This window comes from Streptomyces coffeae, assembly GCF_016741875.1.
In the GTDB taxonomy this organism is placed as follows: Bacteria; Actinomycetota; Actinomycetes; order Streptomycetales; family Streptomycetaceae; genus Streptomyces; species Streptomyces coffeae.
In genome coordinates, this window is the sequence record NZ_JAERRF010000016.1 from 137,173 (window position 1) to 162,739 (window position 25,567).

At 73.3% G+C, this 25,567-nt stretch carries 20 protein-coding genes; 13 read left to right on the top strand and 7 right to left on the bottom strand.

Annotated elements, in window-relative coordinates; translation table 11 throughout:
- From JK363_RS25615 to JK363_RS25625, 3 genes are all read left to right on the top strand, one after another.
- Positions 1-1,056 (top strand): TIGR04222 domain-containing membrane protein, encoded by a 1,056-nt coding sequence (locus JK363_RS25615; RefSeq protein ID WP_201877609.1) that lies wholly within the window; start codon positions 1-3, stop codon positions 1,054-1,056.
- A gap of 112 nt (positions 1,057-1,168) precedes the next feature.
- Entirely contained in the window at positions 1,169-1,975 is an 807-nt protein-coding gene (locus JK363_RS25620) for a TIGR04222 domain-containing membrane protein (protein ID WP_201877611.1), read from the top strand.
- 100 nt (positions 1,976-2,075) lie between these two features.
- Complete coding sequence (locus JK363_RS25625) at positions 2,076-3,881, top strand: alpha/beta hydrolase (protein WP_307821866.1); 1,806 nt, start codon at positions 2,076-2,078, stop codon at positions 3,879-3,881.
- 61 nt (positions 3,882-3,942) lie between these two features.
- Here JK363_RS25625 and hemQ read toward each other — a convergent pair whose 3' ends face one another.
- Genes hemQ through JK363_RS25640 form a run of 3 tightly spaced genes read right to left on the bottom strand, consistent with a single transcriptional unit; the run spans position 3,943 to position 7,864 of the window.
- Positions 3,943-4,659: a hydrogen peroxide-dependent heme synthase gene (gene hemQ / locus JK363_RS25630; RefSeq protein ID WP_201877612.1), complete on the bottom strand. Its 717-nt coding sequence runs from the start codon at positions 4,657-4,659 to the stop codon at positions 3,943-3,945.
- Entirely contained in the window at positions 4,656-6,116 is a 1,461-nt protein-coding gene (gene hemG, locus JK363_RS25635) for a protoporphyrinogen oxidase (RefSeq protein ID WP_201877613.1), read from the bottom strand. Before hemG ends, hemQ begins: the two co-directional genes overlap by 4 nt.
- Positions 6,113-7,864 carry an IclR family transcriptional regulator domain-containing protein gene (locus JK363_RS25640; protein ID WP_201877619.1) on the bottom strand — a complete coding sequence of 584 codons (1,752 nt, stop codon included), beginning with the start codon at positions 7,862-7,864 and terminating at the stop codon, positions 6,113-6,115. Before JK363_RS25640 ends, hemG begins: the two co-directional genes overlap by 4 nt.
- 88 nt (positions 7,865-7,952) lie before the next feature.
- Here JK363_RS25640 and JK363_RS25645 point away from each other — a divergent pair, with 88 nt between their 5' ends.
- The 4 genes from JK363_RS25645 to JK363_RS25660 all read left to right on the top strand — a co-directional run bounded on the left by JK363_RS25645 (position 7,953) and on the right by JK363_RS25660 (position 12,949).
- Entirely contained in the window at positions 7,953-9,140 is a 1,188-nt protein-coding gene (locus tag JK363_RS25645; RefSeq protein WP_201877620.1) for a 4-hydroxybenzoate 3-monooxygenase, read from the top strand.
- The gene (locus tag JK363_RS25650) at positions 9,137-9,961 is read left to right on the top strand and encodes an IclR family transcriptional regulator (protein WP_215911273.1); all 825 of its coding nucleotides are present in this window, start codon (positions 9,137-9,139) and stop codon (positions 9,959-9,961) included. The genes JK363_RS25645 and JK363_RS25650 overlap by 4 nt, the downstream gene beginning before the upstream one ends.
- A 111-nt stretch (positions 9,962-10,072) precedes the next feature.
- Entirely contained in the window at positions 10,073-11,518 is a 1,446-nt protein-coding gene (locus tag JK363_RS25655; protein WP_201877622.1) for an MFS transporter, read from the top strand.
- Positions 11,519-11,563: 45 nt separating this feature from the next.
- Positions 11,564-12,949: an FAD-dependent oxidoreductase gene (locus tag JK363_RS25660; RefSeq protein ID WP_201877625.1), complete on the top strand. Its 1,386-nt coding sequence runs from the start codon at positions 11,564-11,566 to the stop codon at positions 12,947-12,949.
- Here the strand turns inward: JK363_RS25660 and JK363_RS25665 are convergent.
- Positions 12,946-14,400: a hypothetical protein gene (locus JK363_RS25665; RefSeq protein ID WP_201877627.1), complete on the bottom strand. Its 1,455-nt coding sequence runs from the start codon at positions 14,398-14,400 to the stop codon at positions 12,946-12,948. The two genes, JK363_RS25660 and JK363_RS25665, sit on opposite strands and share 4 nt — an antisense overlap.
- 49 nt (positions 14,401-14,449) lie before the next feature.
- Entirely contained in the window at positions 14,450-15,541 is a 1,092-nt protein-coding gene (gene hemE / locus JK363_RS25670; RefSeq protein ID WP_201877629.1) for a uroporphyrinogen decarboxylase, read from the bottom strand.
- A 91-nt stretch (positions 15,542-15,632) separates the two neighbouring features.
- Here hemE and JK363_RS25675 point away from each other — a divergent pair, with 91 nt between their 5' ends.
- From JK363_RS25675 to JK363_RS25695, 5 genes are all read left to right on the top strand, one after another.
- Positions 15,633-16,382, top strand: a complete 750-nt coding sequence (locus tag JK363_RS25675; RefSeq protein ID WP_201877631.1) for a DUF3000 domain-containing protein — start codon at positions 15,633-15,635, stop codon at positions 16,380-16,382.
- A 248-nt stretch (positions 16,383-16,630) separates the two neighbouring features.
- A complete protein-coding gene (locus JK363_RS25680; protein ID WP_014175686.1) occupies positions 16,631-17,290 on the top strand; it encodes a response regulator transcription factor in 660 nt (219 codons plus the stop codon).
- A 111-nt stretch (positions 17,291-17,401) separates the two neighbouring features.
- Positions 17,402-18,679: a ribonuclease D gene (locus JK363_RS25685; protein WP_201877633.1), complete on the top strand. Its 1,278-nt coding sequence runs from the start codon at positions 17,402-17,404 to the stop codon at positions 18,677-18,679.
- A gap of 172 nt (positions 18,680-18,851) precedes the next feature.
- Positions 18,852-20,069, top strand: a complete 1,218-nt coding sequence (locus JK363_RS25690) for a thiolase family protein (protein ID WP_201877635.1) — start codon at positions 18,852-18,854, stop codon at positions 20,067-20,069.
- The gene (locus JK363_RS25695) at positions 20,066-22,198 is read left to right on the top strand and encodes a 3-hydroxyacyl-CoA dehydrogenase NAD-binding domain-containing protein (RefSeq protein WP_201877637.1); all 2,133 of its coding nucleotides are present in this window, start codon (positions 20,066-20,068) and stop codon (positions 22,196-22,198) included. Before JK363_RS25690 ends, JK363_RS25695 begins: the two co-directional genes overlap by 4 nt.
- A 129-nt stretch (positions 22,199-22,327) precedes the next feature.
- Here the strand turns inward: JK363_RS25695 and JK363_RS25700 are convergent, their stop codons facing one another.
- Positions 22,328-23,380: a PLL family lectin gene (locus JK363_RS25700; protein ID WP_201877639.1), complete on the bottom strand. Its 1,053-nt coding sequence runs from the start codon at positions 23,378-23,380 to the stop codon at positions 22,328-22,330.
- 69 nt (positions 23,381-23,449) lie between these two features.
- Between JK363_RS25700 and JK363_RS25705 the strand changes: the two genes are divergently transcribed.
- Positions 23,450-23,881 (top strand): PIN domain-containing protein, encoded by a 432-nt coding sequence (locus tag JK363_RS25705; RefSeq protein WP_201877641.1) that lies wholly within the window; start codon positions 23,450-23,452, stop codon positions 23,879-23,881.
- Between the two features lie 4 nt (positions 23,882-23,885).
- Here JK363_RS25705 and JK363_RS25710 read toward each other — a convergent pair whose 3' ends face one another.
- Positions 23,886-25,352, bottom strand: coding sequence for an amino acid permease (locus tag JK363_RS25710; protein WP_236076106.1), 1,467 nt, complete (start codon positions 25,350-25,352; stop codon positions 23,886-23,888).
- Between the last annotated feature and the right edge of the window lie 215 nt (positions 25,353-25,567).

Genomic DNA, 25,567 nt, shown 5'->3' on the forward strand with positions numbered 1-25,567 from the left:
ATGGATACGGCAGCGGTTCTGATCTACGTGGCGGTCGCGGCGTCCTCGGTGGCCCTCATCGTGGGCACCGTCCGCTCCCGCAGGGCGGCCGACGGCCAGGTGTACGCCCGGGCACACGACGTCCTGGAGGCGGCGTTCCTGGCGGGCGGGCCGGGCCGGGTGGCGGACACCGTGATCAGCACGATGCACGAGGACGGACGGCTGGCGGTCGGTGGCCCCGGGGTGGTCTCGGTACGCCAGCCGGTCGCGCATCACCCCGTCGAGAACGCGCTGCTCAGGCACTGCGCCGACGCGGAGCACGGCGGACTGGCCCTGCTGCGCCGGAAGCTGATGCGCAGTTTGGAGGTGCAGGCGATCGGCGACGGGCTGGCGCGCCGCGGGCTGATGGTGCGGCCCGAGGCCATCCGCTTCTGGCGGCGCTGGGCCATCACGCAGATCGTGGCCTGCTGGCTGGGGGCGTTCGCGGCCGGCTGGGGGACGACGAAGCAGGACAGCGACAGCTTGCACGAGCTGCCGTTCATCGTCGAGGTCCTCCCCGCGCTGTTCCTCGGCTTCGTGATCGGCGCGGCCTGCGCGACCGCGAGCAGGCGCCGGGTGACCGGCGCCGGAAGGCGGGCGCTTCGGACGTACACCGCGGACACCGCGACCGCTCCCACGCCCGCCGCCCTGCCGGACCACCGCGTGGGGCAGTTCGGACCGGGGGACCCCGGACCGGGCCACCACCACGGGTACGCCACCCAGGCCGTGGCCGCCGTGGCGGTCGCCGTCGCGCTGGGCGGCGCGACCGCCCTGGCCGAGGACCAGGTGCTGCGGGACCAGCTGCTGGAAGCGGGCAGGATGCCGGTCGGCGCAGGGGGCTACGGCGGGGACGTCAGCTTCTCCGTGGTTTCCTCCGACGGCTCGTGGTGCGGCGGGGGCGGTTCGGGCTGTGGCGGTTCCTCCTGCGGCAGCGGCTCATCGTGCGGCGGGGGCGGAGGTTCCAGCTGTGGCGGTGGCTCCAGCTGCGGTGGAGGCGGCGGCTGCGGGGGTGGCGGCGGAGGCTGCGGCGGCGGCTGAGCCGTCCGGAGCCGCGCGGAGCGGTCACCGCAAGGGGAGCGGAAACCGCACGCGCCGTTCCACATCGTGAAAACTGTGGCGCACGCAGGCCCGGTCCAGTAGAAACTCGGCCATGTTGTGGGTCCCGTTCCTGCTCGTCGCCTGGGGTGTCGCGGTCGTCAGCTGCGCCCGGCTGTGCCGGGCAGCGGTCGCCGCCGCCCACCCCCTGGATCCCGACCCGGCCGTGCGCTCGGCGGCGTTGGGCCTGTACGAGACGGCCTTTCTGGCGGGCGGTCCGCACCGGGTCGGCGATCTCGCGCTGGTGACGATGTACCGCGAGCGACGGCTGCTGCTCGCGCACACCGGGTGGGTCACGGTCGTGGACCCCGAGGGGCGGAACGACCTGGAGCGCTCGGTGATCTCCGCGATCGGCCCGGAGGGCCAGTCGCCCGTACCGGCCGTCCGGACCGCCCTCACCGCCGCCGAACCGGTACGGGCGCTGGCCGACCGGCTGGTGGGCGCGGGGCTCGCGGTCTCCGCCGCCGAGCGGTCGAACGTGGCGTCCGCGGTGCGGCAGGTCGGGGCGGCGTGTGTGCTGGTCCTGCTGTCGGCGGCGGGCGCGCTGCTGCTGGTGCCGCCCGCACCGGGGCACGGGCCGGTGGCCGCGTGGTTCGCACTGCCGCTGGTCCTCACCGCGAGCTGTCTGGTGATCGCCCGGGTCGAGGCGCATCCCTACTCGCGGTGGGCGTCCCCGGCCGGGCAGCAGCTCCTGGGCCGGATCGACATCCCCCCGCGGCGGGCCGCCGCCCGGGGTGGCGGTGGGGCGGCCGACGCCGGAGGTGACGACGGTGAGCTGCTCACCGCGGTCGCGGTCCACGGCACCGCCGTGCTCCCCGACCCCGCCCTGCGCGCGGCGCTGAAAGCGCATTGGGGTCAATGACCCCGACACCGCCGCGCGGTGCTTTACACAGCCAACAACCCCACGAAATATGCCTTTTATCGCGTAACGCATCATCGCGCACCGCGGAAAGGGATGGCTTGTGAGAGCAGCAGCGCTGTACGGCATCCTCGGACCGCTGTCCCTGTCGCTCGGGATGACCGCGCTTCTCGCCACCCCGGCCACCGGCCGTCCGCTGGCCGCGCCCGGCGCACCGCACACCACCGGCACCGCCGTCGTCCGGGCCCGGGCCGCCGCGTCCGCCGGGACCGCCACCGCCGTGGCCGCCGCCACTCCCCTGGCCGCCGCGCCCGCCTGGTCCACCTCACCCGCCTCCCCCGCGCTGGCCGCGGCTCCCCTCGGCCGTGCGGCCGAGGCCCAGGGCGTGGCGCTCGCCGCCCGGCGGGCCGCGGCCCGCGGGATCGACTTCGGCCGCTGCCCCCGCGCCGAGCAGCTGACCGCCCCGGTCACCTGCGGCACGGTCTCGGTCCCGCTGGACTACGCCCGGCCCGACGGCCCGAAGATCTCGCTCACCGTCAGCCGGGTGCGCGCCACCGGGCCCAAGGCCCGGCGCCAGGGGGCGCTGGTCTACAACCCGGGCGGACCCGGCGCCTCCGGAATGGCGTTTCCCTCGTACGCGTCCGAGGAGGACTTCCGGCGGGTGGCGAAGGTGTACGACTTCGTCGGCTACGCACCCCGCGGGGTCGGCCGCTCCGCACCGCTGTCGTGCCAGTCGCCCACGGCCTTCGTCAAGGCGCCCACCAGTTCCCCGCCGCGTCCGTCGGCGGGCTTCAAAAAGCGCATGGTGGCGCGGGCCCGGGCCTACGCCCGGGGCTGCGCCCGCCGCGCGGGATCCGCGCTCGCGCACTACACCACGCTCAACAACGCCCGTGACCTCGATGTCCTGCGCGCCGCGCTCGGCGAGCGGCGACTGACGTTCATGGGCGCCTCGTACGGCACGTACTACGGCGCGGTGTACGCCACGCTGTTCCCCGGCCATGTGCGCCGGATGGTCTTCGACAGCGTGGTCAACCCCGACCCCTGGCAGATCTGGTACCGCAACAACCTCGAGCAGTCACTCTCCTTCGAGCGCCGCTGGCGGGACTGGCGCGCCTGGGTGGCCCGTCATGACGGCGTCTACCACCTCGGCACCACCGCGGAGCGCGTGCTCGCCTCGTACGAGAAGGCGCGGGCGCGGCTGACGCGGGAGCCCGCGGGCCCGGTGGGCACCGCCCAGCTCCAGCACGCGTTCCTGCGGACCGGCTACAACGACGCGTACTGGGACCCCAGTGCCCGGGCGCTGGCCGCCTATCTGCGCGGCGATCCCACCCCGCTGGCCGACCTGGCCTCGCCGGACCCCGCCACGGCGGCGGACGAGGAGAACGGCAACGCCGTCTACACGGCCGTGGAGTGCAATGACGCCCCCTGGCCGCGCACCTGGGCCACCTGGGACCGCGACAACACCGCGCTGGCCCGCCGGGCGCCGTTCGAGACCTGGGACAACGTCGCGATGAACCTGCCGTGCGCGTACTGGCCGCTGGGCCACCAGCGCCCCGTTGACATCGGCATCGGCACCGGCCTCGGCACCGGACCGGGCCGCGGCACCCTGCCGCCGGTCCTGCTGCTGTCCGCCGAGCGTGACGCGGCCACCCCCTACGCGGGGGCGAAGGAGCTGTGGCGGCGGCTGCCCGGCTCCTCCCTGGTGACCGAGCGGAACGCGGGGACGCACGGGCTGTGGGGCGGCCCCAACACCTGCGTCAACCGGCATGTCGACACCTATCTGCTGACCGGGAAGACCCCCGGCCGGAGCGCCGACTGCGCCGCCCGCGCGGAGCCGGAACCGCGGCCGAAAGCGGCCCCGCTGCCCGACTCCGGCAAGCGGCCCGCCGCGCTGCCCGGCACCCCGTGAGGCCCTGACGCCCCGGTCGCCCGGCACCCCTCGGATGCCGGGCGCGGTGTCGGCGTCGCCGTCAGGCGAGCCCGGCGACCAGCTCGGAGACCTCCTTGCGCCGTCCGGTGAAGAACGGCACCTCCTCGCGCACATGGCGGCGCGCCTCGGAACCGCGCAGATGGCGCATGAGGTCGACGATCCGGTGCAGCTCGTCCGCCTCGAAGGCGAGGATCCACTCGTAGTCGCCGAGCGAGAAGGAGGCGACAGTGTTGGCGCGCACGTCCGGGTAGCCGCGCGCCATCTTGCCGTGGTCGGCGAGCATCGCGCGGCGCTCCTCGTCGGGCAGCAGATACCACTCGTAGGAGCGCACGAAGGGGTAGACGCTGACGTAGTCACGCGCCCGCTCGTCCGCGAGGAAGGCGGGGATGTGCGACTTGTTGAACTCCGCCGGGCGGTGCAGCGCCATGTTCGACCACACCGGCTCCAGCGCCCGCCCCAGTCGGGTGCGGCGGAAGAGGTTGTACGCCTCCTGGAGGGCGTCGGAGGTCTCCGAGTGCCACCAGATCATGATGTCCGCGTCGGCCCGCAGCCCGGAGACGTCGTAGGTGCCGCGCACGGTGACGTCCTTGGCGGCGAGCTGGGCGAAGAGCTCCTCGACCTCGTCGGCGTAGCCGGTGCGGTCCTCCGGCAGTACATCGCGCAGCCGGAACACCGACCACAGGGTGTAGCGGATGACCTCGTTGAGGTCCTTGGCCTTCTTGCCGGCGTGGGGAGTCTTCTCAGGAACAGCAGTCATGCTCCCCATTCTCGCTCTCGGCCTCCGCCGCCCGGCCCCAGGGTGGCCCCGATGTGATCGAGCAGCTCATCGGCCGCCCGGCGGGCGCTCGCGATGCAGGCGGGGATGCCGACGCCGTCGTAGACCGCGCCGCACACACCCAGCCCGGGCAGCTTGGCGACCTCCGCGCGGATCCGGGCGACCCGGTCCAGATGGCCCACGGGGTACTGGGGCAGTCCGCCGTCCCAGCGGTCGACCCGGGCCGCGACGGGCCGGGCGGCCAGGCCGACCGCCTCGCCGAGATCCGCGAGCGACAGCCCTACCAGATCGGCGTCGTCGCGCTTCAGGTCGTCGTCGTCCTCAAACCGCCCGATCGAGGTACGCAAGAGGAACAGCTCGGGGTCCGTGTCCCACAGCCAGCCCCATTTGCGGCTGGAGAAGGTGGCCGCCTTGATCGTGTGGCCGTCGACGGGTGGCACCAGGAAGCCGCTGCCCCGGGCGAGCGCGTCCACGTCCGCCCGGCGGAAGGCCATGGTGACCAGCGCCATGGAGGCGTAGTCGACGGTGGCCAGCTCGGCGGAGGCGGCCGGGGAGTCGGCGGCGAGCAGCCGCGCGGCGGCGGGCGCGGGGGCGGCCAGCACCACCGCGTCGGCGGTGAGCGCGCCGCTGTCGGTGGCGACGGTCCAGCCGTCGGCGGTCCGCCGCAGCTCCCGTACGGGGGTGTGGGTGCGGATCTCGCCTCCCGCCGCGCGCACCGCGTCGGCCACCGCGAGCGGCAGCCGTCCGATGCCGCCGTCGATGCCCATGAAGACCGGGCCGCCCTGGCGCCGCGCCGCCCGCTCGACGAGCTCCCGTACGCCCTCGGTCAGCGGGCGGTCGGAGCGGGCCAGTTCGAAGAGGGTGGGCACCGAGGCCCGCATCGAGGTGCGGTAGACATCGCCCGCGTACACCCCGCCGAGCAGCGGCTCGACGAGCCGGTCGACGACCTCCCGGCCGAGCCGCGCGGCGATGAACTCGCCGAGCGCCACGTCCTCGCCGACCTCCGTGGCCGGCAGGGTCTGCTCCCGGGCGATCCGCGCGAGCCCGTCGTCCGAGACCACCCCGGAGGCGGCCAGCGGAGCGAGATCACCGGGCACGCCCATCAGATGCCCCTTGGGCAGCGGGCGCAGCTCGCCTCGCGTCCACAGGGAGGCGTTCGCGGTCGCCGGGGGCTGGAGCCGTTCACCGAGGCCGACCGCGCGCGCCAGCTCCACCGCCTCCGGCCGCCGGGCGAGCATCGCCTCGGCGCCGAGGTCCACGGGGACGCCCTCGACCTCCCCCGCGCGCAGCTTGCCGCCGAGCCGCTCCGACGCCTCCAGGACGGTCACCCGCGCCCCGGCCTCCAGCAGCCGGTGGGCCGCCGCCAGACCGGAGATTCCACCGCCGATGACGACCACATGACCGGTACGCCCCGCCCCAGGGGTGCTCGCTGCGCTCATGCCCCCACTGTCTCAGACCCCGGTCCCGGGCCGCGGGGCGCGGGTGGCTCCGGATGGCCCGTCCCGAGCGGGCGGTAGGCGGCGGCGACGGCCAGGTCGGCTTCGATCCGGGCGGCGGCGGCGCGCAGCGCCGGGAGGAGTTCACGGCGGGTGCTCTCCACGGTGCCGCGGCCCGCGTGGGTCGCCACGTTGAGCGCGGCCGCCACCCGCCCGTCCGCGGCCCGTACGGGCACGGCGAGCGACCGCAGCCCCTCCTCCAACTCCTCGTCCACGAGCGCGTGTCCGTCGGCCGCCGTCCGCTCCAGCAGACGGGCCAGCTCGGGCACGGCGGTCACGGTGTGCCGGGTCAGCGGCTCGGGAGCCGCCCCCGCGAGATACGCGGCGCGGGCCCGCTCGTCAAGCCCCGCGAGCAGTACCCGCCCCATGGAGGTGGCATAGGCGGGGAAGCGGGTGCCGATGGTGATGTTGACACTCATGATGCGCACGGTGGGCACCCGGGCGATGTACCGGATGTCGCCGCCGTCGAGCACGGCCAGGGACGCCGACTCCTGGACGGTGCGGACCAGTTCGCGCAGATGTGGCGCGGCGAGGTCGGTGAAGGTGAGGTCGGCCAGGGGCGCGTAACCGAGCTCCAACACCTTGGGCAGCGGCCGGAAGCCCTGGTCGTCGGCCGCGGCGTAGCCCAGCTCGACGAGGGTCAGCAGCGAACGGCGGGCGGTGGCCCGCGGCAGCCCGGTGGCCTCGGCGACGGCGGTGAGGGCGAGCCCGCCGGTGGCGGCGTCGGCCGCGCCCAGGGACAGCAGGACGGCGAGCCCCCGGGCGAGGGACTGGAGGAACCCGGCCCCCAGCTCCCGTTTGACCGCCCGCGCGGGATCCTCCCCCGGGGCGCCCAGCGGGCCGGACCGCGCCACCCCGCCCCTCCCTCGCGGTGCGGCCAACGCCGCCTCCATCGCGGGGAGTTCGGCCCGCAGCGGGTCCAGGACGGCAGCGCGCAGCGACGCGGCGTCATGGCGGCTGGTGTGGCTGACCACGTTGACCGCGCAGACGGTACGGCCCGCCGCGTCCCGGACCGGCACCGACACCGCCACCAGGCCCGGTTCGATCAGCTGGTCGTCGATGGACCAGCCGTCGCGGGCGGCGGCCTCGGCGCGGGCCTCGAAGTCGCCGTCCGCGGCGGGCGACCGGCGGGGCGGGACGGCCGGGAAGGCGGTGTTCAGCGGATCACCGGCGCGGCGGGTGCGCCAGGCGGCCCAGGCCGGTCCGTCCCAGCCCGCGGCGAAGAGCGCGCCCGGGGCGCAGCGCTCGGCGGGGAGCAGTTCGCCGATCCGGAAGGCGAGGGACATGGTGCGGCGGCGGGTGGCCTGGACGACAAAGCGCACTCCGTCACCGTCGGGCACGGCCACCGAGACCGATTCGTCCAGCCGGTCCGCGAGCCGTTCGGCGAACGGCCGCAGCGCGTCGGGCAGTCCGCAGGCCGCGAGATAGGCGTTGCCCAGCTCCATCAGCCGGGCCGCGAGGCCGATGTCGCGCCCGTCGAGCCTGACGTACCCCAGCTGCTCGAGGGTGGCCACCACCCGGTCGACGACGGACCGGGCGAGCCCCGTACCGCGGACGAGATCGCCGGGCCGGACCGTGGCACGGCCCTCATGCGCGGCCAGCCCGGTCAGCTCGCACAGCACGGCGAGGCCGCGCTCGAGCGGGCCGACGGGGCCATTGACAGGCGGGGGTACCGGGCTGAGACTCACCATAAGCCAATTATGAACAAAGTTTCACTGGGCGAACAAGAGCCGGAGCCGTCTCGCAGCACATCGCGGCCCGGACGAAGGGACGTAAGCGATGCGCACGACCGTCGGCATCATCGGCGCGGGCCCCTCCGGTCTGCTGCTCGCCCGGCTGCTGCACCGGGCGGGGATCGACTGTGTGGTGCTGGAGAGCCGGGACCGGGCCTATGCCGAGCAGCGCCAGCGGGCCGGGATCCTGGAGCAGGGCACGGTGGACGCGCTGCGCGCATGCGGCGCGGGCGCGCGGCTGGACCGCGAGGGGCTGATCCACCACGGCATCGAGCTGCGTTTCGAGGGCCGCCGGCACCGCATCGACTTCCCCACCGCCACCGGCGGCCGGTCGGTGGCCGTCTACGCCCAGACCGAGCTGGTCAAGGATCTGATCGCGCTCCAGCTCGGCGAGAACGGCGAGGCCGGACCGCCGCTGCTCTTCGGTGCGGAGGCGCTGGCCGTGGAGAAGCCGGACTCCGCCGCACCCGAGATCCGCTTCCGCCACGAGGGCCGCGAACGGACCCTGGTCTGCCAGGTCGTGGCGGGCTGCGACGGCTTCCACGGCATCGCCCGGCGTGCGGTCCCGGCCGAGCGGGTGCGCACCTTCGAGCGGACCTATCCGTACTCCTGGCTGGGGGTGCTGGCCGATGTGCCGCCGTCCTGCGAGGAGTTGATCTACGCACGGCACCAGCGCGGCTTCGCCCTGCACAGCATGCGCTCGCCGCACGTCTCCCGGCTCTACCTCCAGGTGGACAACGGCACGGACCCCGCCGAGTGGTCCCATGAGCGGATCTGGGACGAGCTGAGCGTCCGTCTGGGCGCGGACGGGGCCCGGCCGCTGGAGCGCGGCCCGATCTCCGCCGTGTCGGTCACCCCGATGCGCAGCTTCGTCCAGGAGCCGATGCGCCACGGCAGCCTCTTCCTGGCGGGCGACGCGGCGCATATCGTGCCGCCCACCGGCGCCAAGGGGCTCAACCTGGCCGTCTCCGACGTCCTCACCCTGGCCCGCGCCCTCGTCCAGCACCACCGCACGGGCTCCACCGAACTGCTGGACGGCTACTCCGAGACCTGTCTGCGCCGGGTGTGGCAGGCCGAGCGCTTCTCGTTCTTCATGACGGACACGCTCCACCCGCGCCCGGACCAGAGCCCCTTCGAGGACCGCCTCCAGGTCGCGCAGCTGGACCGGATCGCCACGTCCGCCACCGCCTCCGCCGAGCTGGCCGAGAACTACGTCGGCCTCCCGCTGTCATGACGGCGCCGAGTCCCCCGGCCGTCGACGCCCTCGAGGGCGGTGGCCCGTCCGAAGGCCGTTCGGTCGCGGGCCGGGTGCTGGCCGTCCTGGACGCGTTCGACGCGACCCACCGCTCGCTCTCGCTCACCGCCCTGGCCCGCCGCGCCGGACTGCCGCTGGCCACCGCGCACCGGCTGGTCGCCTCGTTGACCCGGTGGGGCGCCCTGGAGCGGGACACGACCGGCGCGTACCACATCGGACTGCGGCTGTGGGAGGTGGCGACGCTCTCACCGCGCGGGGTCGGGGTGCGCGAGGCGGGGCTGCCGTTCATGGAGGACCTGTACGAGGCCACCCATGAGAACGTCCAGCTCGCCGTGCGCGACGGGCTGGACGTGGTGTACGTGGAGCTGATCTCGGGACGGTCCGCGGTGCGGGTGCGCACCCGCGTCGGCGGGCGGCTGCCGCTGCACGCCACGGGTGTCGGTCTGGTGCTGCTCGCCTACGGTCCGGCGCGGCTGCTGGAGCGGGTGTGCGCCCGGCCGATGCGCCGCTTCACCGAGTTCACCATCCAGGACCCCGCCCGGCTGCGAGCCGCCCTCGCCGAGGTGCGGCGCACCGGGGTGGCCGTCAGCGACCGTCAGATCACCGTGGACGGGCTGTCGGTGGCGGCCCCGGTGCGCGGACCGGGCGGCGAGGTGGTGGCCTCGCTCTCGGTGGTCGTACCGGTCGCGGAAGGACGGGCTCCGGCGCTGGTTCCGGCGGTGCGGGTGGCCGCGCAGGGGATCTCCCGCACCCTCGCCGCCGCCTGGGGCGACGGGATGCCGGCGGACCTTTCCGGCTGATGGAAAGTGCCCTTGCCGCCCCCTGTTCCGGGCCGGATTCTGTGGGCCACCCCACCCACCACTCACCACACTTCACGCCCGGACTCCCGGGCTCGAAGGGGGACATGGGACATGCCCGACGCGACCACCGAGACCGAGACCCTGCCACCCCGGGCCGGGCGCTGGCAGCCGTACCACACACTCTGGGCGATGCTGCTCGGCGGCTGGCTGTTCTCCTACGCCGACCGCACCATCACCGGCCCGGTCGTCACCTGGCTGATCGACAACGACCACGGCATGCTGGGCTCCGCCGAGAATCCGCACGCCCTCGGCGGTCTGATCGGCAGTCTGTTCTTCGCGGGCTACATGCTCACGCAGTTCCCCGGCGGCTATCTCGGGGACCGGTTCGGCCATCGCACCATGCTGGCGATCTCGCTGGTGTGGGCGGGGCTGACCACGCTTGCCAGCGGGATGGTCACCGGGCTGATCGCGTTCGTGGTGCTGCGGGTGCTGACCGGGCTCGGCGAGGGCGTCTTCTACTCCAACGACCGGTCGCTGATCGCCCAGCGCACCCCGCCCGCCAAGGCCGGACTCGGCATGGGCGTCGCCATCACCGGACTGTCCATCGGGCTCACGGTGGCAACCATCTCCGCACCCCATCTGATCGACTGGGGCGCGGAGGTGTTCGGTCATGAGGACGCCTGGCGGATGCCGTTCCTGGTCCTGGGCGGGGCGACGCTCGCGTTCGGCTGGGCCACCGCGGTCTATATGCGCCGGATCGGCGGCCCGCTCAAGGCCACCGGCTCCGCCCTGCGGCTGCTGGGGACCTCGGCGGTGCTGTGCGTCGCCGTCATGGCGGTCTATCTGATCGCCGACGGGGCGGGGCTGCCGAGCTGGGGTGTGGCGGCCCTGGAGTGTGTGCTCGCGTTCCTCCTCATCGGGGCGGTCTTCGCCCGGCGCGGCGGGCGGATGGGCGCCGTCTCCCGCAACCGCGAGGTGCTGCTGCTCAGCTTCGCCTTCATCGCGGTGATGTGGAACCTGTGGTTCTTCAGCTTCTGGTCGGTGTCGATCGTGGCCGACGCCGCCCACAGCTCGTTCCAGAACGCCGCGCTGGTGGCCACCTTCAACGCGGGCGCGGGCATCCTCGGCTTCCCCGCCGGAGGCTGGCTGTCGGACCGGGTGAAGGCCCGGGGGTGGGGGCGGCGGCCGCTGCTGATCGCCTTCACCGTGGTCCAGGGAACGCTGGTGCTGGTCTTCGCCGGGTATCTGCACACCCACAGCAAGCCCTCCTTGTGGGTGATGTCGGTCCTGCTCTTCATCACCTCCTTGTTCTTCAACGCCCTCCAGCCGATGGCGCACGCGCTGCTCAACGATGTGGTCGACGCCGCCGAACGGGGCGCCGCCTTCGGCCTGTTCAACCTGGTCGGAGAGATCGGCGCGGTGATCAGCCCGGCCCTCAGCGGCACCCTCTTCGACCATTACGGAAGCTGGACGCAGGCCGTCGCCATCGACGGAGCGCTGATGCTCGCCAGTGCCGTGCTCTACGGCCTCGTCCGCGAGGGCCCGGCACGCACGTAGCGTGGTCCCGGCAGAGGGACACACGGCGGCGGAGGGGCACGGGCCATGGCGGCGCGGCGGATGGTGATCATCGGGGGCGACGCGGCGGGGATGTCCGCCGCGTCCCAGGCACGCAGACTCAGCAGCCGGGGCGATCTGGAGATCCTCGCCTTCGAGCGCGGCCACTTCACCTCGTACTCGGCCTGCGGCATCCCCTACTGGGTCGGCGGCGAGGTGGACGGCCCCGGCGCCCTCGTCGCCCGGACGCCCGATACCCACCGGGGGCGCGGTATCGACGTCCGGCTGCGCACCGAGGCCATCGAGATCGATCCGGCCGGACAGCGGGTCCTGGTCCGGGATCTCGATCCGCGCGGCGACGGCGAACGCTGGTACGGCTACGACGATCTGGTGATCGCCACCGGCGCCCGGCCGCGCCGCCCCTCCATGCCAGGGATCGACGCGCCCGGGGTGCACGGGGTGCAGACCCTGGACGACGGCCGGGCCCTGCTGGACACCCTGGAGGGCACCCGGGTCGAGCGGGCGGTCGTGGTCGGCGCGGGCTACATCGGGGTGGAGATGGCCGAGGCCCTGATCCGGCGCGGCTGCCGGGTCACCGTCCTGGAGCGGGGTGAGCAGCCGATGGCCACGCTCGACCCCGACATGGGGCGGCTGGTGCGCGAGGCGATGACCGGAATGGGCATCGACGCCGTCACCGGAGCGGAGGTCACCGAGGTGATGACCGGGGAAGACGGCCGGGTGCGGGGTGTGGCCACGAAGGTCAGCGAATACCCGGCCGAACTGGTGGTGCTGGGCCTCGGGGTGGTCCCCGAGACGGTGCTCGCCCGCGAGGCGGGGCTGCCGCTGGGCGAGTCCGGCGGACTGCTGACCGATCTGGCGATGCGGGTCCGCGGCCATGAGCACATCTGGGCGGGCGGCGACTGCGTCGAGGTGCTCCACCAGGTCTCCGGCCGCACCCGGCACATCCCCCTGGGCACCCACGCCAATAAGCAGGGCCAGGTCATCGGCACCAATGTGGGCGGCGGTTACGCCACCTTCCCCGGTGTGGTGGGCACGGCGGTCAGCAAGGTCTGCGACCTGGAGATCGCCCGCACCGGGCTGCTGGAGGCGGAGGCGGCGGCCGTGGGGCTGCGGTTCGTGACCGTCACGGCCGAGTCGACCAGCCGGGCCGGCTACTACCCCGGCACCCGCCCGATGACCGTGAAGATGCTCGCCGAGCGCCGTACGGGGCGGCTGCTCGGCGCGCAGATCGTGGGCCGGGAGGGCGCGGGCAAACGCGTGGACATCGCGGCGGTCGCGCTGACCGCGGGGATGACGGTGGACCAGGTGGCCGCGCTGGACCTGGGCTACGCGCCGCCGTTCTCACCGGTGTGGGACCCGGTGCAGGTGGCGGCGCGCAAGGCGGTGGCGGCGGTACGGGCGGCGGAGTCCTAGCCGTCCCCGTCCAGCAGCCCCTCCAGGGAGCTCAGCCGGTCCTCCGCGTACCCGGCCAGGAGCCACGGGCAGGTCCAGGCGTCGGGACTCAGCGCGTCCCCGGGCGCCGGATGCTCCCCGGGGGCGTACAGATGCGGCAGTCCGCCGAGCCACCCGCCCCGCCGCAGCGGCGGATGGGCCGGGTGCGCACAGTCCTCCGCGGGCCGGGCGGCGACGGCACTCCGCAGTACCGGCACGATCTCGCGGAGCACCGAGACCGGCGGGTCCGGGTAGGCGGTCTGCATCGTCTGACCGAGGGTCAGCAGCAGCACGGTCCGCTCGCGCTCGTCGGTGACCTCGGTGTACCGGCGGGCCGCCCACAGCCCCAGGTCCAGGGAGTACCGCTCGTTCCAGGGCTTGTTGTCGATCCGCTCCACGAGCTTGTCGATCTCCAGCCGTCCGTCCGGGCGGAGGTATTCGGCGTCCAGCCGGGAGGTGTCGGGGCGTCCGAACAACTCCTCGCGGCGCTCGCGCAGCAGCTTCAGGGACTCCGCCGCGAGCCCGGCGATGAAGGCCGGGCACAGCATGGCCTCCAGCGCCCCCTTGTTCCCCCACTGGTACTCGAAGACCCGCCGCCCGCCGGGGCTGCTCAGGACGATGCCCAGTTCCGCGGCGTCCGGCCCGCTGTCGGGCAGCTTCGGATGCGTCTCGTGTCCGCACTCGGCGCGGTCGAACTCGGGCAGTGTCTCCTCCAGTACCTCGACCAGGTCGTCGAGGACCGACTTGGCGCGGATCATCCCGGAGACGGCGTACCAGGTCACCGCCCGGACGACCATGACATGCCCGGCCTTGTCCAGCGGATCGTCGGCGAGGCGGAGACCCCGTCCCGCCGACTCCACCTCGTCGTTGATGTCGGTCCACGGCTTGGGATAGCCGTGCAGAAGCGCCGACAGGGTCTCGATCGCGTTCCGGGCCTCCATCGGCAGCCGTGGCGGGATGTCCTCGGCCGAACCGGCGTCCACGATGTCCAGAGCGATACGGGCGAAACCGGCCACGTTGCGCGGACAGCGCCACTCCTCGCGGGGCGCCGACGGCTCCTCGTCCGCGGTCTCGTCGGCTATCAGCCGCAGTTCCTCGGCGAGTTCCTCGTCGTTGTCGTCGTAGTGCGTCTGATACGGATGCGAGGCGTGCTCGCAGGGCCGGTCCCGCAGGGCGCCGTCGGTGGCGGCGAGGGCGTCCGTCACGGCGGTGGCCACCCCCTTGCCCGGCAGATAGCCGACATAGGGCGCCATCATCACCAGGCCCAGGGTCCAGACGTACGCCGAGGGACCGCCCGGATCGGCCGCGAGCCGGGCGGCGCAGTCCAGCGCCGCCCGGTCGTAGTCGTCGTTCTCGACGGTGTCGTAGTCCTCGCGGATCCCGTCCCAGGTGTCCGCGAGTTCCTCGACGGCGGCGGCGTCCAAGTCATTCATGATCACAACGACGCGCGGCACCCCGGCCGTGGTTCCGGCCGTCGGACCGTCAGACCGAGCGCGCGGTGCGGGTGTGGACGTACTCCACGAGCCGGGTCAGGGCGTCCGGGTCGGTGGTGGGCAGCACCCCGTGGCCGAGGTTGAAGACATGCCCCTCCAGGCCCTGCGCCGCGTCCAGTACCTCGGCCGCCTTGGTCTCCACCGCCTCGCGCGGGGCGAAGAGCACCGCGGGGTCGAGATTGCCCTGGAGCGCCTTGCCGGGGCCCACCCGGCGGGCGGCCTCGTCCAGCGGCACCCGCCAGTCGACGCCGACGACATCCGCCCCGGCCTCGCCCAGCAGCCCGAGCAGCTCACCGGTGCCGACACCGAAGTGGATGCGCGGTACGCCGTATCCGGCGACGGCGTCGAAGACCTTCACGGACGCGGGCATCACACTGCGGCGGTAGTCGGCCGGGGCCAGGGCGCCGACCCAGGAGTCGAAGAGCTGGACCGCCGAGGCGCCCGCCTCGATCTGGACCTTCAGGAAGGCGGCGGTGATGTCGGCGAGCCGGTCCAGCAGATCGGCCCACAGCTCGGGGTCGCCGTACATCAGGGCCTTGGTGTGCTCGTGGTTGCGCGAGGGGCCGCCCTCCACGAGATAGCTGGCGAGCGTGAAGGGCGCGCCCGCGAAACCGATGAGCGGGGTGGCGCCGAGCTCGCCGACGAGCATCCCGACGGCCTCAGTGACGTACTTCACATCGTCGGGCTCGAGCGGACGCAGCCGCTCCAGATCGGCGCGGGTGCGGATGGGCTGCTCCACGACCGGGCCGACGCCGGGCTTGATGTCGAGATCGAGACCGATGGCCTTGAGCGGTACGACGATGTCGCTGAAGTAGATCGCCGCGTCCACCTGGTGCCGGCGCACCGGCTGGAGGGTGATCTCGGTGACCAGGTCGGGCCGCATACAGGACTCCAGCATCGCGGTGCCCTCGCGGACCTTGCGGTACTCCGGGAGCGAGCGCCCGGCCTGCCGCATGAACCACACCGGCGTGTGCGGTACCGGCTCCCTCCGGCAGGCCCGCAGAAATGCCGAATCGGCGGTGGCACGGGCCGCGTCGCGACCGGTCTGCTGCTGGCCCGAGGGCCGCTCTGTGGCGCTCATGTCCCAAATCTTCGCACGGGCCGAACGAGTGACCCGCCAACCCGGGTGTTCCTCCCCGGTTGCGGCCCTCGATGCGCCTAGTCTTCCGGGCATGGCAGCGGTTCAAGGACAGCTCTCTGACGGTGCTGACGGCGCTGACGGCGCTGACGGCACGGACGCGGGCGGGGAGGGCACCCCGCCCGCCTTCCGGCGTGCGGTCGCCGGGCTGCGCGGTGTGCGGGTGCGGCCCGAGGTGGAGATCGACCCGACCCCACCACCGCGTCGGCTCGCCCCCTTCTCGTACGCACTGGAGGCCGTGGTCACCGCGGACGGCGCGGACGAGGACGAGGAGCTGGCCGAGGGGCGGCTGATCCTGCTGCACGACCCGGCCGGGCACGACGCCTGGCAGGGGACCTTCCGCCTGGTCACGCTGGTCCATGCGGATCTGGAGCCGGAGATCGCGGCCGATCCGCTGCTGCCCGAGGTGTGCTGGTCCTGGCTGACCGGCGCGCTGGAGGCGCGCGGGCTGACCTACGGCGAGCCCAGCGGCACGGTGACCCGGGCCGGCTCGCACTACTTCGGCGCGATGAGCGAGCGGGAGCCCTCGACCCGGATCGAGATCCGCGCCTCGTGGACCCCCTCGGAACATCCGGCCCCCGAACCGGCCCGCCCCGGGCGTCGGCCGGAGGAGCGGGCGGGCGGGGACGCGGGCGAGCCGGGGGTGCCGGGCGTGCCGGACACCGGGGCGCATCTGGCCGCCTGGTGCGATCTGCTGTGCCAGATCGCGGGGCTGCCCCCGGCGGGGGCGGCCGAGGCGGGCGTCGTCTCGCTGCCCCAGCGCCGCGGCCCGCAGCCGCGCTGACGTTCCGGGCCCGGTTCACCTCCGGGGCGCCGCACGTCCCTTCGGCTCACTCGCCGGGCGTCAGCGCTCGGCGGGGCACCTCACCGTGGCCGGGCAGGGCCGAGCCTCCGAAAAAGAACACCCGTGATCGAAAAGCCGTCCTAATTGCCCGAATTGTTACTCACCAAATCGTGATCATTCTCTAAAGCCGGGCCGTATCGGTGCCGAAGGACGTGGTGACCCGTCCCACCACTTCCCCAGGAGGCCTGGTGTCTGTTCTCCTCGAGCAACCGTCCAGCCTGGTCGCCTACCGCCCGAACAAGCCGACGGCCATGGTCGTCGTCGCCGACCCCCGCGTCCGTTCCACCGTCACCCGTCATCTGTGGGCCCTAGGGGTGCGCGACGTCATCGAGGCGTCGTCCATCGCGGAGGCCCGTCCCCGTATCGGCAACCCGCGGGACATCTGCGTCGCCGATGTCCACCTCCCCGACGGCTCCGGCCTCACACTGCTGTCCGAGACCCGGGCCGCGGGCTGGCCGAACGGCCTCGCCCTGTCCGCCGCCGACGACATCGGCGCCGTGCGCAACGCCCTGGCCGGAGGGGTCAAGGGCTATGTCGTCACCGGCACCCGCACCAACCTGGGCATCCCGGGCCGTCCGGGCGCCGCCCCGCTCGGCGCCGCCGCCCGGATGCACCGCCGCCCGCCGGGCGCGCCCGGCCACCCCGGGGGCTACCGGGAGCTGTCGGGGCGCGAGGTCGAGGTGCTGCGGCTGGTTGCGGAGGGCCAGTCCAACAAGGCCATCGGCGTCTCGATGGGCCTGTCCGCCCTGACCGTGAAGAGCCACCTCGCCCGGATCGCCCGCAAGCTGGGCACCGGCGACCGGGCCGGAATGGTCGCGGTCGCACTGCGTACCGGAATCATTCACTGAGCCACTCCCCCGCCCGGCCACCGCGCCGCCCCACCCGCTCCCGCGCCCGTCGACGGAACGTTCCGTCGACGGGCGCCCTGCGTACCCGGCGTGCACAGCTACCCTTGACAGGTGACCGACGCCCAAGAGACCGCAGCAGAGACGACACTGCGAACCACCGGGGGCGCTCCTCCGGACGACCTCCCCCCGGCGCCGGTCCCCTTGCTGGAGCCGCGCGAGGGCATCCCGCCCGTCACCGCGGACGCGGACGGCCTCGCCGAGATCGTGGCGGCCTTCGCCGCGGGCCACGGACCGGTGGCCGTCGACGCCGAGCGTGCCTCCGGCTACCGCTACGGACAGCGGGCCTATCTGGTCCAGCTGCGCCGGGCCGGAGCGGGGACCGCACTGATCGACCCCGTCGGCTGCCCCGACCTCTCGGGGCTGGGGGCCGCGATCGCCGACGCCGAGTGGGTGCTGCATGCCGCGACCCAGGATCTGCCGTGTCTGCGTGACATAGGCATGGTCCCGGCCCGGCTCTTCGACACCGAACTCGCGGGCCGGCTGGCCGGGTTCGCCCGGGTGGGGCTCGGCGCCATGGTCGAGAACATCCTCGGCTACGCCCTGGAGAAGGGCCACTCCGCCGTCGACTGGTCCACCCGCCCGCTGCCCGAGCCCTGGCTGCACTACGCCGCGCTCGATGTGGAGCTGCTGGTGGACCTGCGCGACGCGCTGGAGGAGGAGTTGACCCGCCAGGGGAAGCTGGACTGGGCGCACCAGGAGTTCGCGGCGATCGCCGCGGCCCCGCCCGCCCCGCCGCGCAAGGACCCCTGGCGGCGTACGTCGGGGATGCACAAGGTCCGCCGGCGTCGACAGATGGCCGTGGTGCGCGAGCTGTGGACGGCGCGGGACCAGATCGCCCAGCGCCGCGATGTGTCCCCGGGCAAGGTGCTGGGGGACGCGGCGATCGTCGAGGCCGCGCTCGCGGTGCCGACCAGCGTGCGGGCACTGTCGGCGCTGAACGGTTTCGGCCACCGGATGAGCCGCCGCCAGCTCGAGCAGTGGCAGGCCGCGGTCGACCGGGCGCGGGCCCTGCCGGAGACGGAACTCCCCCAGCCGGGCCAGCCGGTGGCCGGTCCTCCGCCGCCCCGGGCATGGGCCGACAAGGACCCGGCCGCGGCCGCGCGGCTCTCCGCGGCCCGCGCCGCGGTGACCGCGCTGGCCGAGCGGCTGAATCTGCCCCAGGAGAACCTGATCGCCCCGGACACCGTGCGGCGGCTGTGCTGGGAGCCTCCGGCGGAGTCCACCACGGAGGCCGTTGCCACCGTTCTGGCCGGCCATGGCGCACGCGCCTGGCAGATCGACCAGGTGGCCGAGGTGCTCACCGGGGCGCTGGAGGCGGCCCCGGCCTGAGGTGGGGCACGGGGACCGGCGGGGGTGTGCGGCCGGTCGGGTCTGTGACCTTCGACGCTCCGGCGGCGGGGACTGGGCACCGTGGTTACTCATAAGTAGCATGAGGGTGTGGAGACACGCCGTCACCGGCGTGCCCGCAGCAGTGCCATCCCGCACCTGGAGGAGAGCCAACGTGCCTCGTACCGCTAGGGACGTCGTCTTCGTCGACGGCGTCCGCACCCCATTCGGCAAGGCGGGCCCGAAGGGCATCTACCACGAGACCCGCGCCGACGACATGGTCGTCAAGTGCATCCGGGAGCTGCTGCGCCGCAACCCGGACCTGCCGCCGGAGCGCATCGACGAGGTGGCCGTCGCCGCGACGACGCAGATCGGCGACCAGGGCCTGACCCTCGGCCGCACCGCGGGCATCCTCGCCGGGCTGCCCCAGTCCGTCCCCGGCTACTCCATCGACCGGATGTGTGCCGGTGCGATGACCGCCGTGACCGCCACCGCGGGTTCCATCGCCTTCGGCGCCTACGACGCGGTGATCGCGGGCGGTGTCGAGCACATGGGCCGCCACCCGATGGGCGAGGCGGTCGACCCCAACCCCCGCTTCGTCTCGGAGAAGCTGGTCGACGAGTCGGCCCTGTTCATGGGCATGACCGCGGAGAACCTCCACGACCGGCTGCCGCATCTGACCAAGCAGCGCGCCGACGAGTACGCGGTGCGCAGCCAGGAGAAGGCCGCCAAGGCGTACGCCAACGGCAAGATCCAGCAGGACCTGGTGCCGATCTCGGTGCGCCGCACCAGCCCCGAAGGCGGCGAGACCGGCTGGGGCCTGGCCACCTCCGACGAGCCGATGCGCCCGGGCACCACACTGGAGAACCTGGCCGGGCTGAAGACCCCGTTCCGTCCGCACGGCCGGGTCACCGCGGGCAACTCCGCCGGTCTCAACGACGGCGCCACCGCCTCGCTGCTGGCCGCCGAGGACGTCGCCCGTGAGCTGGCGCTCCCGGTGCGGATGCGGCTGGTCTCCTACGCCTTCGCGGGTGTCGAGCCCGAGGTGATGGGCTACGGCCCGGTGCCGTCGACCAAGAAGGCTCTCGCCAAGGCGGGGCTGACCATCGACGACATCGGTCTGTTCGAGATCAACGAGGCGTTCGCCGTGCAGGTGCTGTCCTTCCTGGACCACTACGGCATCGCCGACGACGACCCGCGCGTCAACCAGTACGGCGGCGCCATCGCCTACGGCCACCCGCTCGCCTCCTCCGGTGTCCGTCTGATGACCCAGCTGTCCCGCCAGTTCGAGGAGCAGCCCGAGGTCCGCTACGGCATCACCACCATGTGCGTCGGCTTTGGCATGGGCGCCACCGTGATCTGGGAGAACCCGCACTTCGAGGGGAACAAGTGACCACCACCGCAGAGCTTCTCAAGGGAGCCGCCGAGCTGTTCCCGGACGAGGTCGTGACCCAGGCGCACGTCCGCCACTTCGACCTCCCCCGGAACGCGGGCCGCTTCGCGCTCATCACCCTGGACAACGGCCTGGACCACACCAAGCCGACCACCTTCGGCCCGGCCTCGCTCGCCCACCTCAACACGGCGCTCGACCAGGTCGAGAAGGAGGCCGCGGACGGCTCGATCGTCGGTGTGGGCCTCACCGGCAAGCCGTTCATCTTCGCCGTCGGCGCCGACCTCAAGGGCGTGGAGCTGCTCAAGAGCCACGAGGACGCGCTCGCCATCGGCAAGGGCGGGCACGCGGTCTTCAAGCGGCTGTCCTCGCTGGCCGTGCCCACCTTCGCGTACTACAACGGCGCGGCGATGGGCGGCGGTGTCGAGGTCGGGCTGCACTGCACCTACCGCACGGTCTCGGCCGCGCTGCCCGCCTTCTCGCTGCCCGAGGTCTTCCTCGGCCTGGTCCCCGGCTGGGGCGGCTGCGCGCTGCTGCCGAACCTGATCGGTGCCGACCGCGCGGTCTCGGTGATCATCGAGAACTCGCTCAACCAGAACAAGCAGCTCAAGGGGCAGCAGGTCTACGAACTCGGCATCGCGGACGCGATCTTCGAGGGCGCGGACTTCCTGGAGCAGTCGCTGATCTGGACCGCGGCCGTCCTCAAGGGGGAGATCGAGATCTCCCGGCCCGAGGTCGACCGCGGCGACGCCTGGCACGAGGCCGTCGTCCGCGGCCGCGCCATCGCCGACAGCAAGGTGCACGGCGCGGCCCCGGCCGCGTACCGCGCGCTGGACATCATCGACGCCTCCCGCAACGGCGATCTGGCCCGCGGATTCGACGCCGAGGACAAGGCGCTGGCCGACCTGATCATGGGCGGTGAGCTGCGCAGCGGTATCTACGCCTTCAACCTGGTGCAGAAGCGCGGCAAGCGTCCGGCCGGCGCACCGGACAAGTCGCTGGCCCGCCCGGTCACCAAGGTGGGCGTCGTGGGCGCCGGTCTGATGGCCTCGCAGCTGGCGCTGCTGTTCGCCCGCCGTCTGGAGGTGCCGGTCGTGCTGACCGACATCGACCAGGAGCGGGTGGACAAGGGCGTGGGCTATGTCCACGGCGAGATCGACAAGCTGCTGCTCAAGGGCCGGATCAACCAGGACAAGGGCAACCGGCTCAAGGCTCTGGTCACCGGCTCCCTGGACAAGGCCGCCGCGTTCGGGGACGCCGACTTCGTCATCGAGGCCGTCTTCGAGGAGATGGGCGTCAAGCAGACGGTGTTCGCCGAGGTCGAGGCGGTCGTGCCGGAGCACGCCATCCTCGCCACCAACACCTCCTCGCTGTCGGTCTCCGAAATGGCGTCCCAGCTCAAGCACCCCGAGCGGGTCGTGGGCTTCCACTTCTTCAACCCGGTCGCCGTACTGCCGCTGCTGGAGATCGTCCGCGGGGAGCAGACCGACGACGCGTCGCTGGCCACCGCCTTCGCCGTGGCCAAGAAGCTGAAGAAGACCGCCGTCCTGACCAAGGACGCCCCGGCGTTCGTCGTCAACCGGATCCTGACCCGCTTCATGGGCGAGATCCAGAACGTCATCGACGAGGGCACCCCGGTCGACGTGGCGGAGCGGGCCATCGAGCCGCTCGGGCTGCCGATGTCCCCGCTGGTGCTGCTGGAGCTGGTCGGCCCCGCCATCGGTCTGCATGTCTCCGAGACGCTGCACGGCGCGTTCCCGGAGCGCTTCACGGTCTCGGAGAACCTCAAGCGCGTGGTCGAGGCGGGCAAGCGCGGCTTCTACGTCCATGACTCCGGGAAGCCGGAGCTGGACCCGGAGGTGCTCGCGCTGATGCGGCAGGGCGACACCGTGCTGACCGAGGAGCAGGTGCGCGCCCGGGTGCTGGACGCCGTCGCGCAGGAGATCGGCCTGATGCTGGAGGAGGGCGTCGTCGCCGAGGCGCAGGACATCGACCTGTGCCTGATCACCGGTGCGGGCTGGCCCTTCCACCTGGGCGGCATCACGCCGTACCTGGACCGTGAGGACGTCTCGGAGCGGGTGAACGGGAAGCGGTTCCTGGCTCCGGGCGTGGCCAGCGTCCCGGCGGCCTAGTCCCGGCGGCCTGGCGGCCCGGCTTCCCCGGCCCTGATCCACGGGCGCCGGACGGATGGACCCCTGACGGTCCGTTCCGTCCGGCGCCCGTCGGCGTTCGGGGCGCCTGACGGACCTCCAGCGGCCCGCTCAGCGGCCGCCGACGCGGGTCCAGGCCCGGAGGGCCAGTCCGCGTTCATCGGTCCTCTGACGGGCCACCAGCAGCGCGCCGTCCAGGGAGACGGCGGCCAGCACCACCCGGCCCAGCCCGTCGAGGGCCAGCGCCGGGTCGTGGGCGCCCTGTTCGCCCGAGGGCGTCCACCACATGCCCGCCCCCTCGTCCTCCGTCGGATGGGCGGCGACGGACACCCGGCCGCTCTCGGTGTCGCGCTGGGCCAGCACGGTGCAGTCGTGGCCGTCCACCGGCGCACGGAGCACGGCGACCGGCCCCGCGCCTCCCTCGCCACCCAGCGAGGCGAGGGCATCGGTGTCCGGGCGCCAGGAGAACAGCCCGCCGCCGTCCGCGTCCCGCCAGTAGTGGGTGACCGTGTCCCGGCTGCTCTCCACCGCGGAGGCGGACCACGCCTGGACGCGCGCGGGTATGTCCTCGCCGCGCCGCAGGGTGCCGCCGGGCTCCGGCTGGTACCAGCGCAGCGCCGCGTCCGCACCGGCCGGGGCGAGCAGCTCGACCCGGCCGTCGGCGGTCGCGGCGGCCGACAGCCCGTCGAGCACGTCCTTGCCCTTCAGATCGGTCCAGCCGCCCCATTTGCCCTTGGCGTCCTGGCGGCGGCAGCTCACTCCGCGCCCGGCGTTGCGCACGAAGACGTGCACCGAGCCCGAGGAGTCCACGGCCACGGCGGGGGCGCCGGTGCGCGCCGCCTTGCCGCGGTCCTTGGGGTGCGGGGTGCCGAGCGCGTGCCACGCGGTCAGCGGACGGCCCGTCTGATACTGGGTGGCGTGGACAACATCGACCCGTGGGGGCTCGCCCTTGGGTCCGGGCTTGCGCCGCAGCCCCACCAGATGCGCATAGCCATCGGCACCCTGAGCGACCGTCACCGCGCTGACCTCGGGGGCCGCTATCGGCCAGGGGCCCGTCCACGACGGCCCTCCCGGGCGGTCCTCGGTCCAGCGGGCGACACCTCCCGCCACCGGTGCGTAGGCCGTGAGCCTGCCTTCCTTGCCGCGGAGCAACCGCAACGCCATGGCCCGCCGCCAACCTTCCCCGGCCCATGGCCGTGTCCCCTACCCCGTCCATAGTATTTTGCCTGGTCTATGAACGGTTCTGACGCCGGTCCCGCTCCGGCCGCCGGTCTGGTGGTCGTGGACGCGGCCAATGTGGTCGGTTCGGTACCCGACGGCTGGTGGCGCGACCGCCGCGGCGCCGCCGAGCGGCTGCGCGACCGGCTGGCCGCCCTCGCGCTCGACGGGCTTGCCCAGGGCGCGGGCGGCCCCGCGTGGGCGACCCGCCCGCCGCTGGACATCGTCCTGGTGGTCGAGGGCGCGGCCCGCGGGGTGGAGCCGGTGGCGGGGGTCCGGGTGGACACCGCGCCGGGCAGCGGCGACGACCGGATCGTGGAGGTCGTCGCGGAGCGGGAGCCGGGCCGCCGGTGCCTGGTGGTGACCGCCGACCGGGGCCTGCGCGCCCGGGTGCGGGAGTTGGGCGCGGAGGTCGTCGGCCCGCGGGCGGTCCGGCCCGGGAGGTGAGGGGTCAGCGGCGGGCCTGGGGGTTCATCCGGCTGTGGCCGCGTCCGTAGAAGAAGTAGACGAAGAAGCCGATGACCATCCACACCCCGAACCGCAGCCAGGTCTCGGCGGGCAGATTGAGCATCAGCCACAGCGAGGCCGCCACCGAGACGGCCGGCAGCACCGGCACCCAGGGGGTGCGGAAGGCGCGGTGCAGATCGGGGCGGGTGCGGCGCAGGATGATCACGCCGAGGGCGACCACGACAAAGGCGAAGAGGGTGCCGATGTTCACCAGCGACGCCAGTTCGGAGATGCTGGTGAAGCCCGAGACGATGGCGATGATCACGCCCAGCAGGATCGTGGAGCGGTAGGGCGTGGCGAACTCCGGGTGCACCTTGGAGAACACCCTCGGCAGCAGCCCGTCGCGGCTCATCGCGAAGAACACCCGGGTCTGGCCGAGCAGCAGGATCATGCACACCGTGGTGAGGCCGACGGCCGCGCCGAAGCTGATCAGGCCCGCGTAGAAGGGGTGCCCGGTCTCCTTGAACGCGTCGGCGAGCGGGGCGTCGACCGACAGCCGGGTGTACTTCTGCATCCCGGTGACCACCACGGACACGGCGACGTAGAGCACGGTGCAGATGAAGAGCGAGCCGAGGATGCCGCGCGGCATGTCCCGCTGCGGAACGCGGGTCTCCTCGGCCGCGGTCGCCACGATGTCGAAGCCGATGAAGGCGAAGAAGACCACCGCGGCGGCGGCGAAGATGCCCTGGACGCCGTAGGTCGTCGGCTCGTAGCCGAACATCAGCTGGATCAGCGGCGCGGTCAGGCCCGAGCCCGACACCGTGCCCTCGGGCTCGGGGACGAAGGGGGACCAGTTCTCCGCCTTGATGAAGAAGGAGCCCGCGACGATGACGAGCAGCACCACCGTCACCTTGATCGCCACGACCACGGAGGTGACGCGGGCGGACAGTTTCATGCCCAGGACCAGGATCGCGGTGAGCACGAGCACCAGCAGAAAGGCGAGCAGGTCGAAGGCGAAGCCGTGGGCCGCGTCGGGGCCGGAGAGGGCGAGCGGGAGGTGCCAGCCGGCGTTGTCCATGAGTGAGCGGATGTACCCGGCCCAGCCGACCGCGACCACGGCGGTGCCGAGCGCGAACTCCAGCACCAGGTCCCAGCCGATGATCCAGGCGGGCAGTTCGCCGAGCGAGGCGTACGAGAAGGTGTACGCCGATCCGGCCACCGGCACGGTCGAGGCGAACTCCGCGTAGCACAGGGCCGCGAGCGCGCAGACGACGCCCGCGACGACGAAGGCGAGGGCGGTCGCGGGGCCCGCCTGCTCCTTGGCGACGGCTCCGGTCAGGACGAAGATGCCGGTCCCGATGATGACGCCGACGCCGAAGACGGTGAGGTCCAGGGCGGAGAGGGACCGGGTCAGCGCGTGCTCGGGCTCCTCGGTGTCCTGGATGGACTGCTCGACGGACTTGGTCCGCAGAAAGTCCGGCCGGGCCTTGGCCTTGGCCTCGGCACCGCGGCCGCCGGAGCCGCGGTCGGGTTTCTGCTCGCTCACCGGTGCCACCTCCACGCCTGCCCGTGCCCCGTGCGGGCCCATGGTTCAGCCAACCGGTGGGGAGCGGGGTGGGGCACACTCCGGGCGCCCGCCGATTCACCCGATGGGACGGGCCCGTGGGATACGCGCTGGGCCGGTCG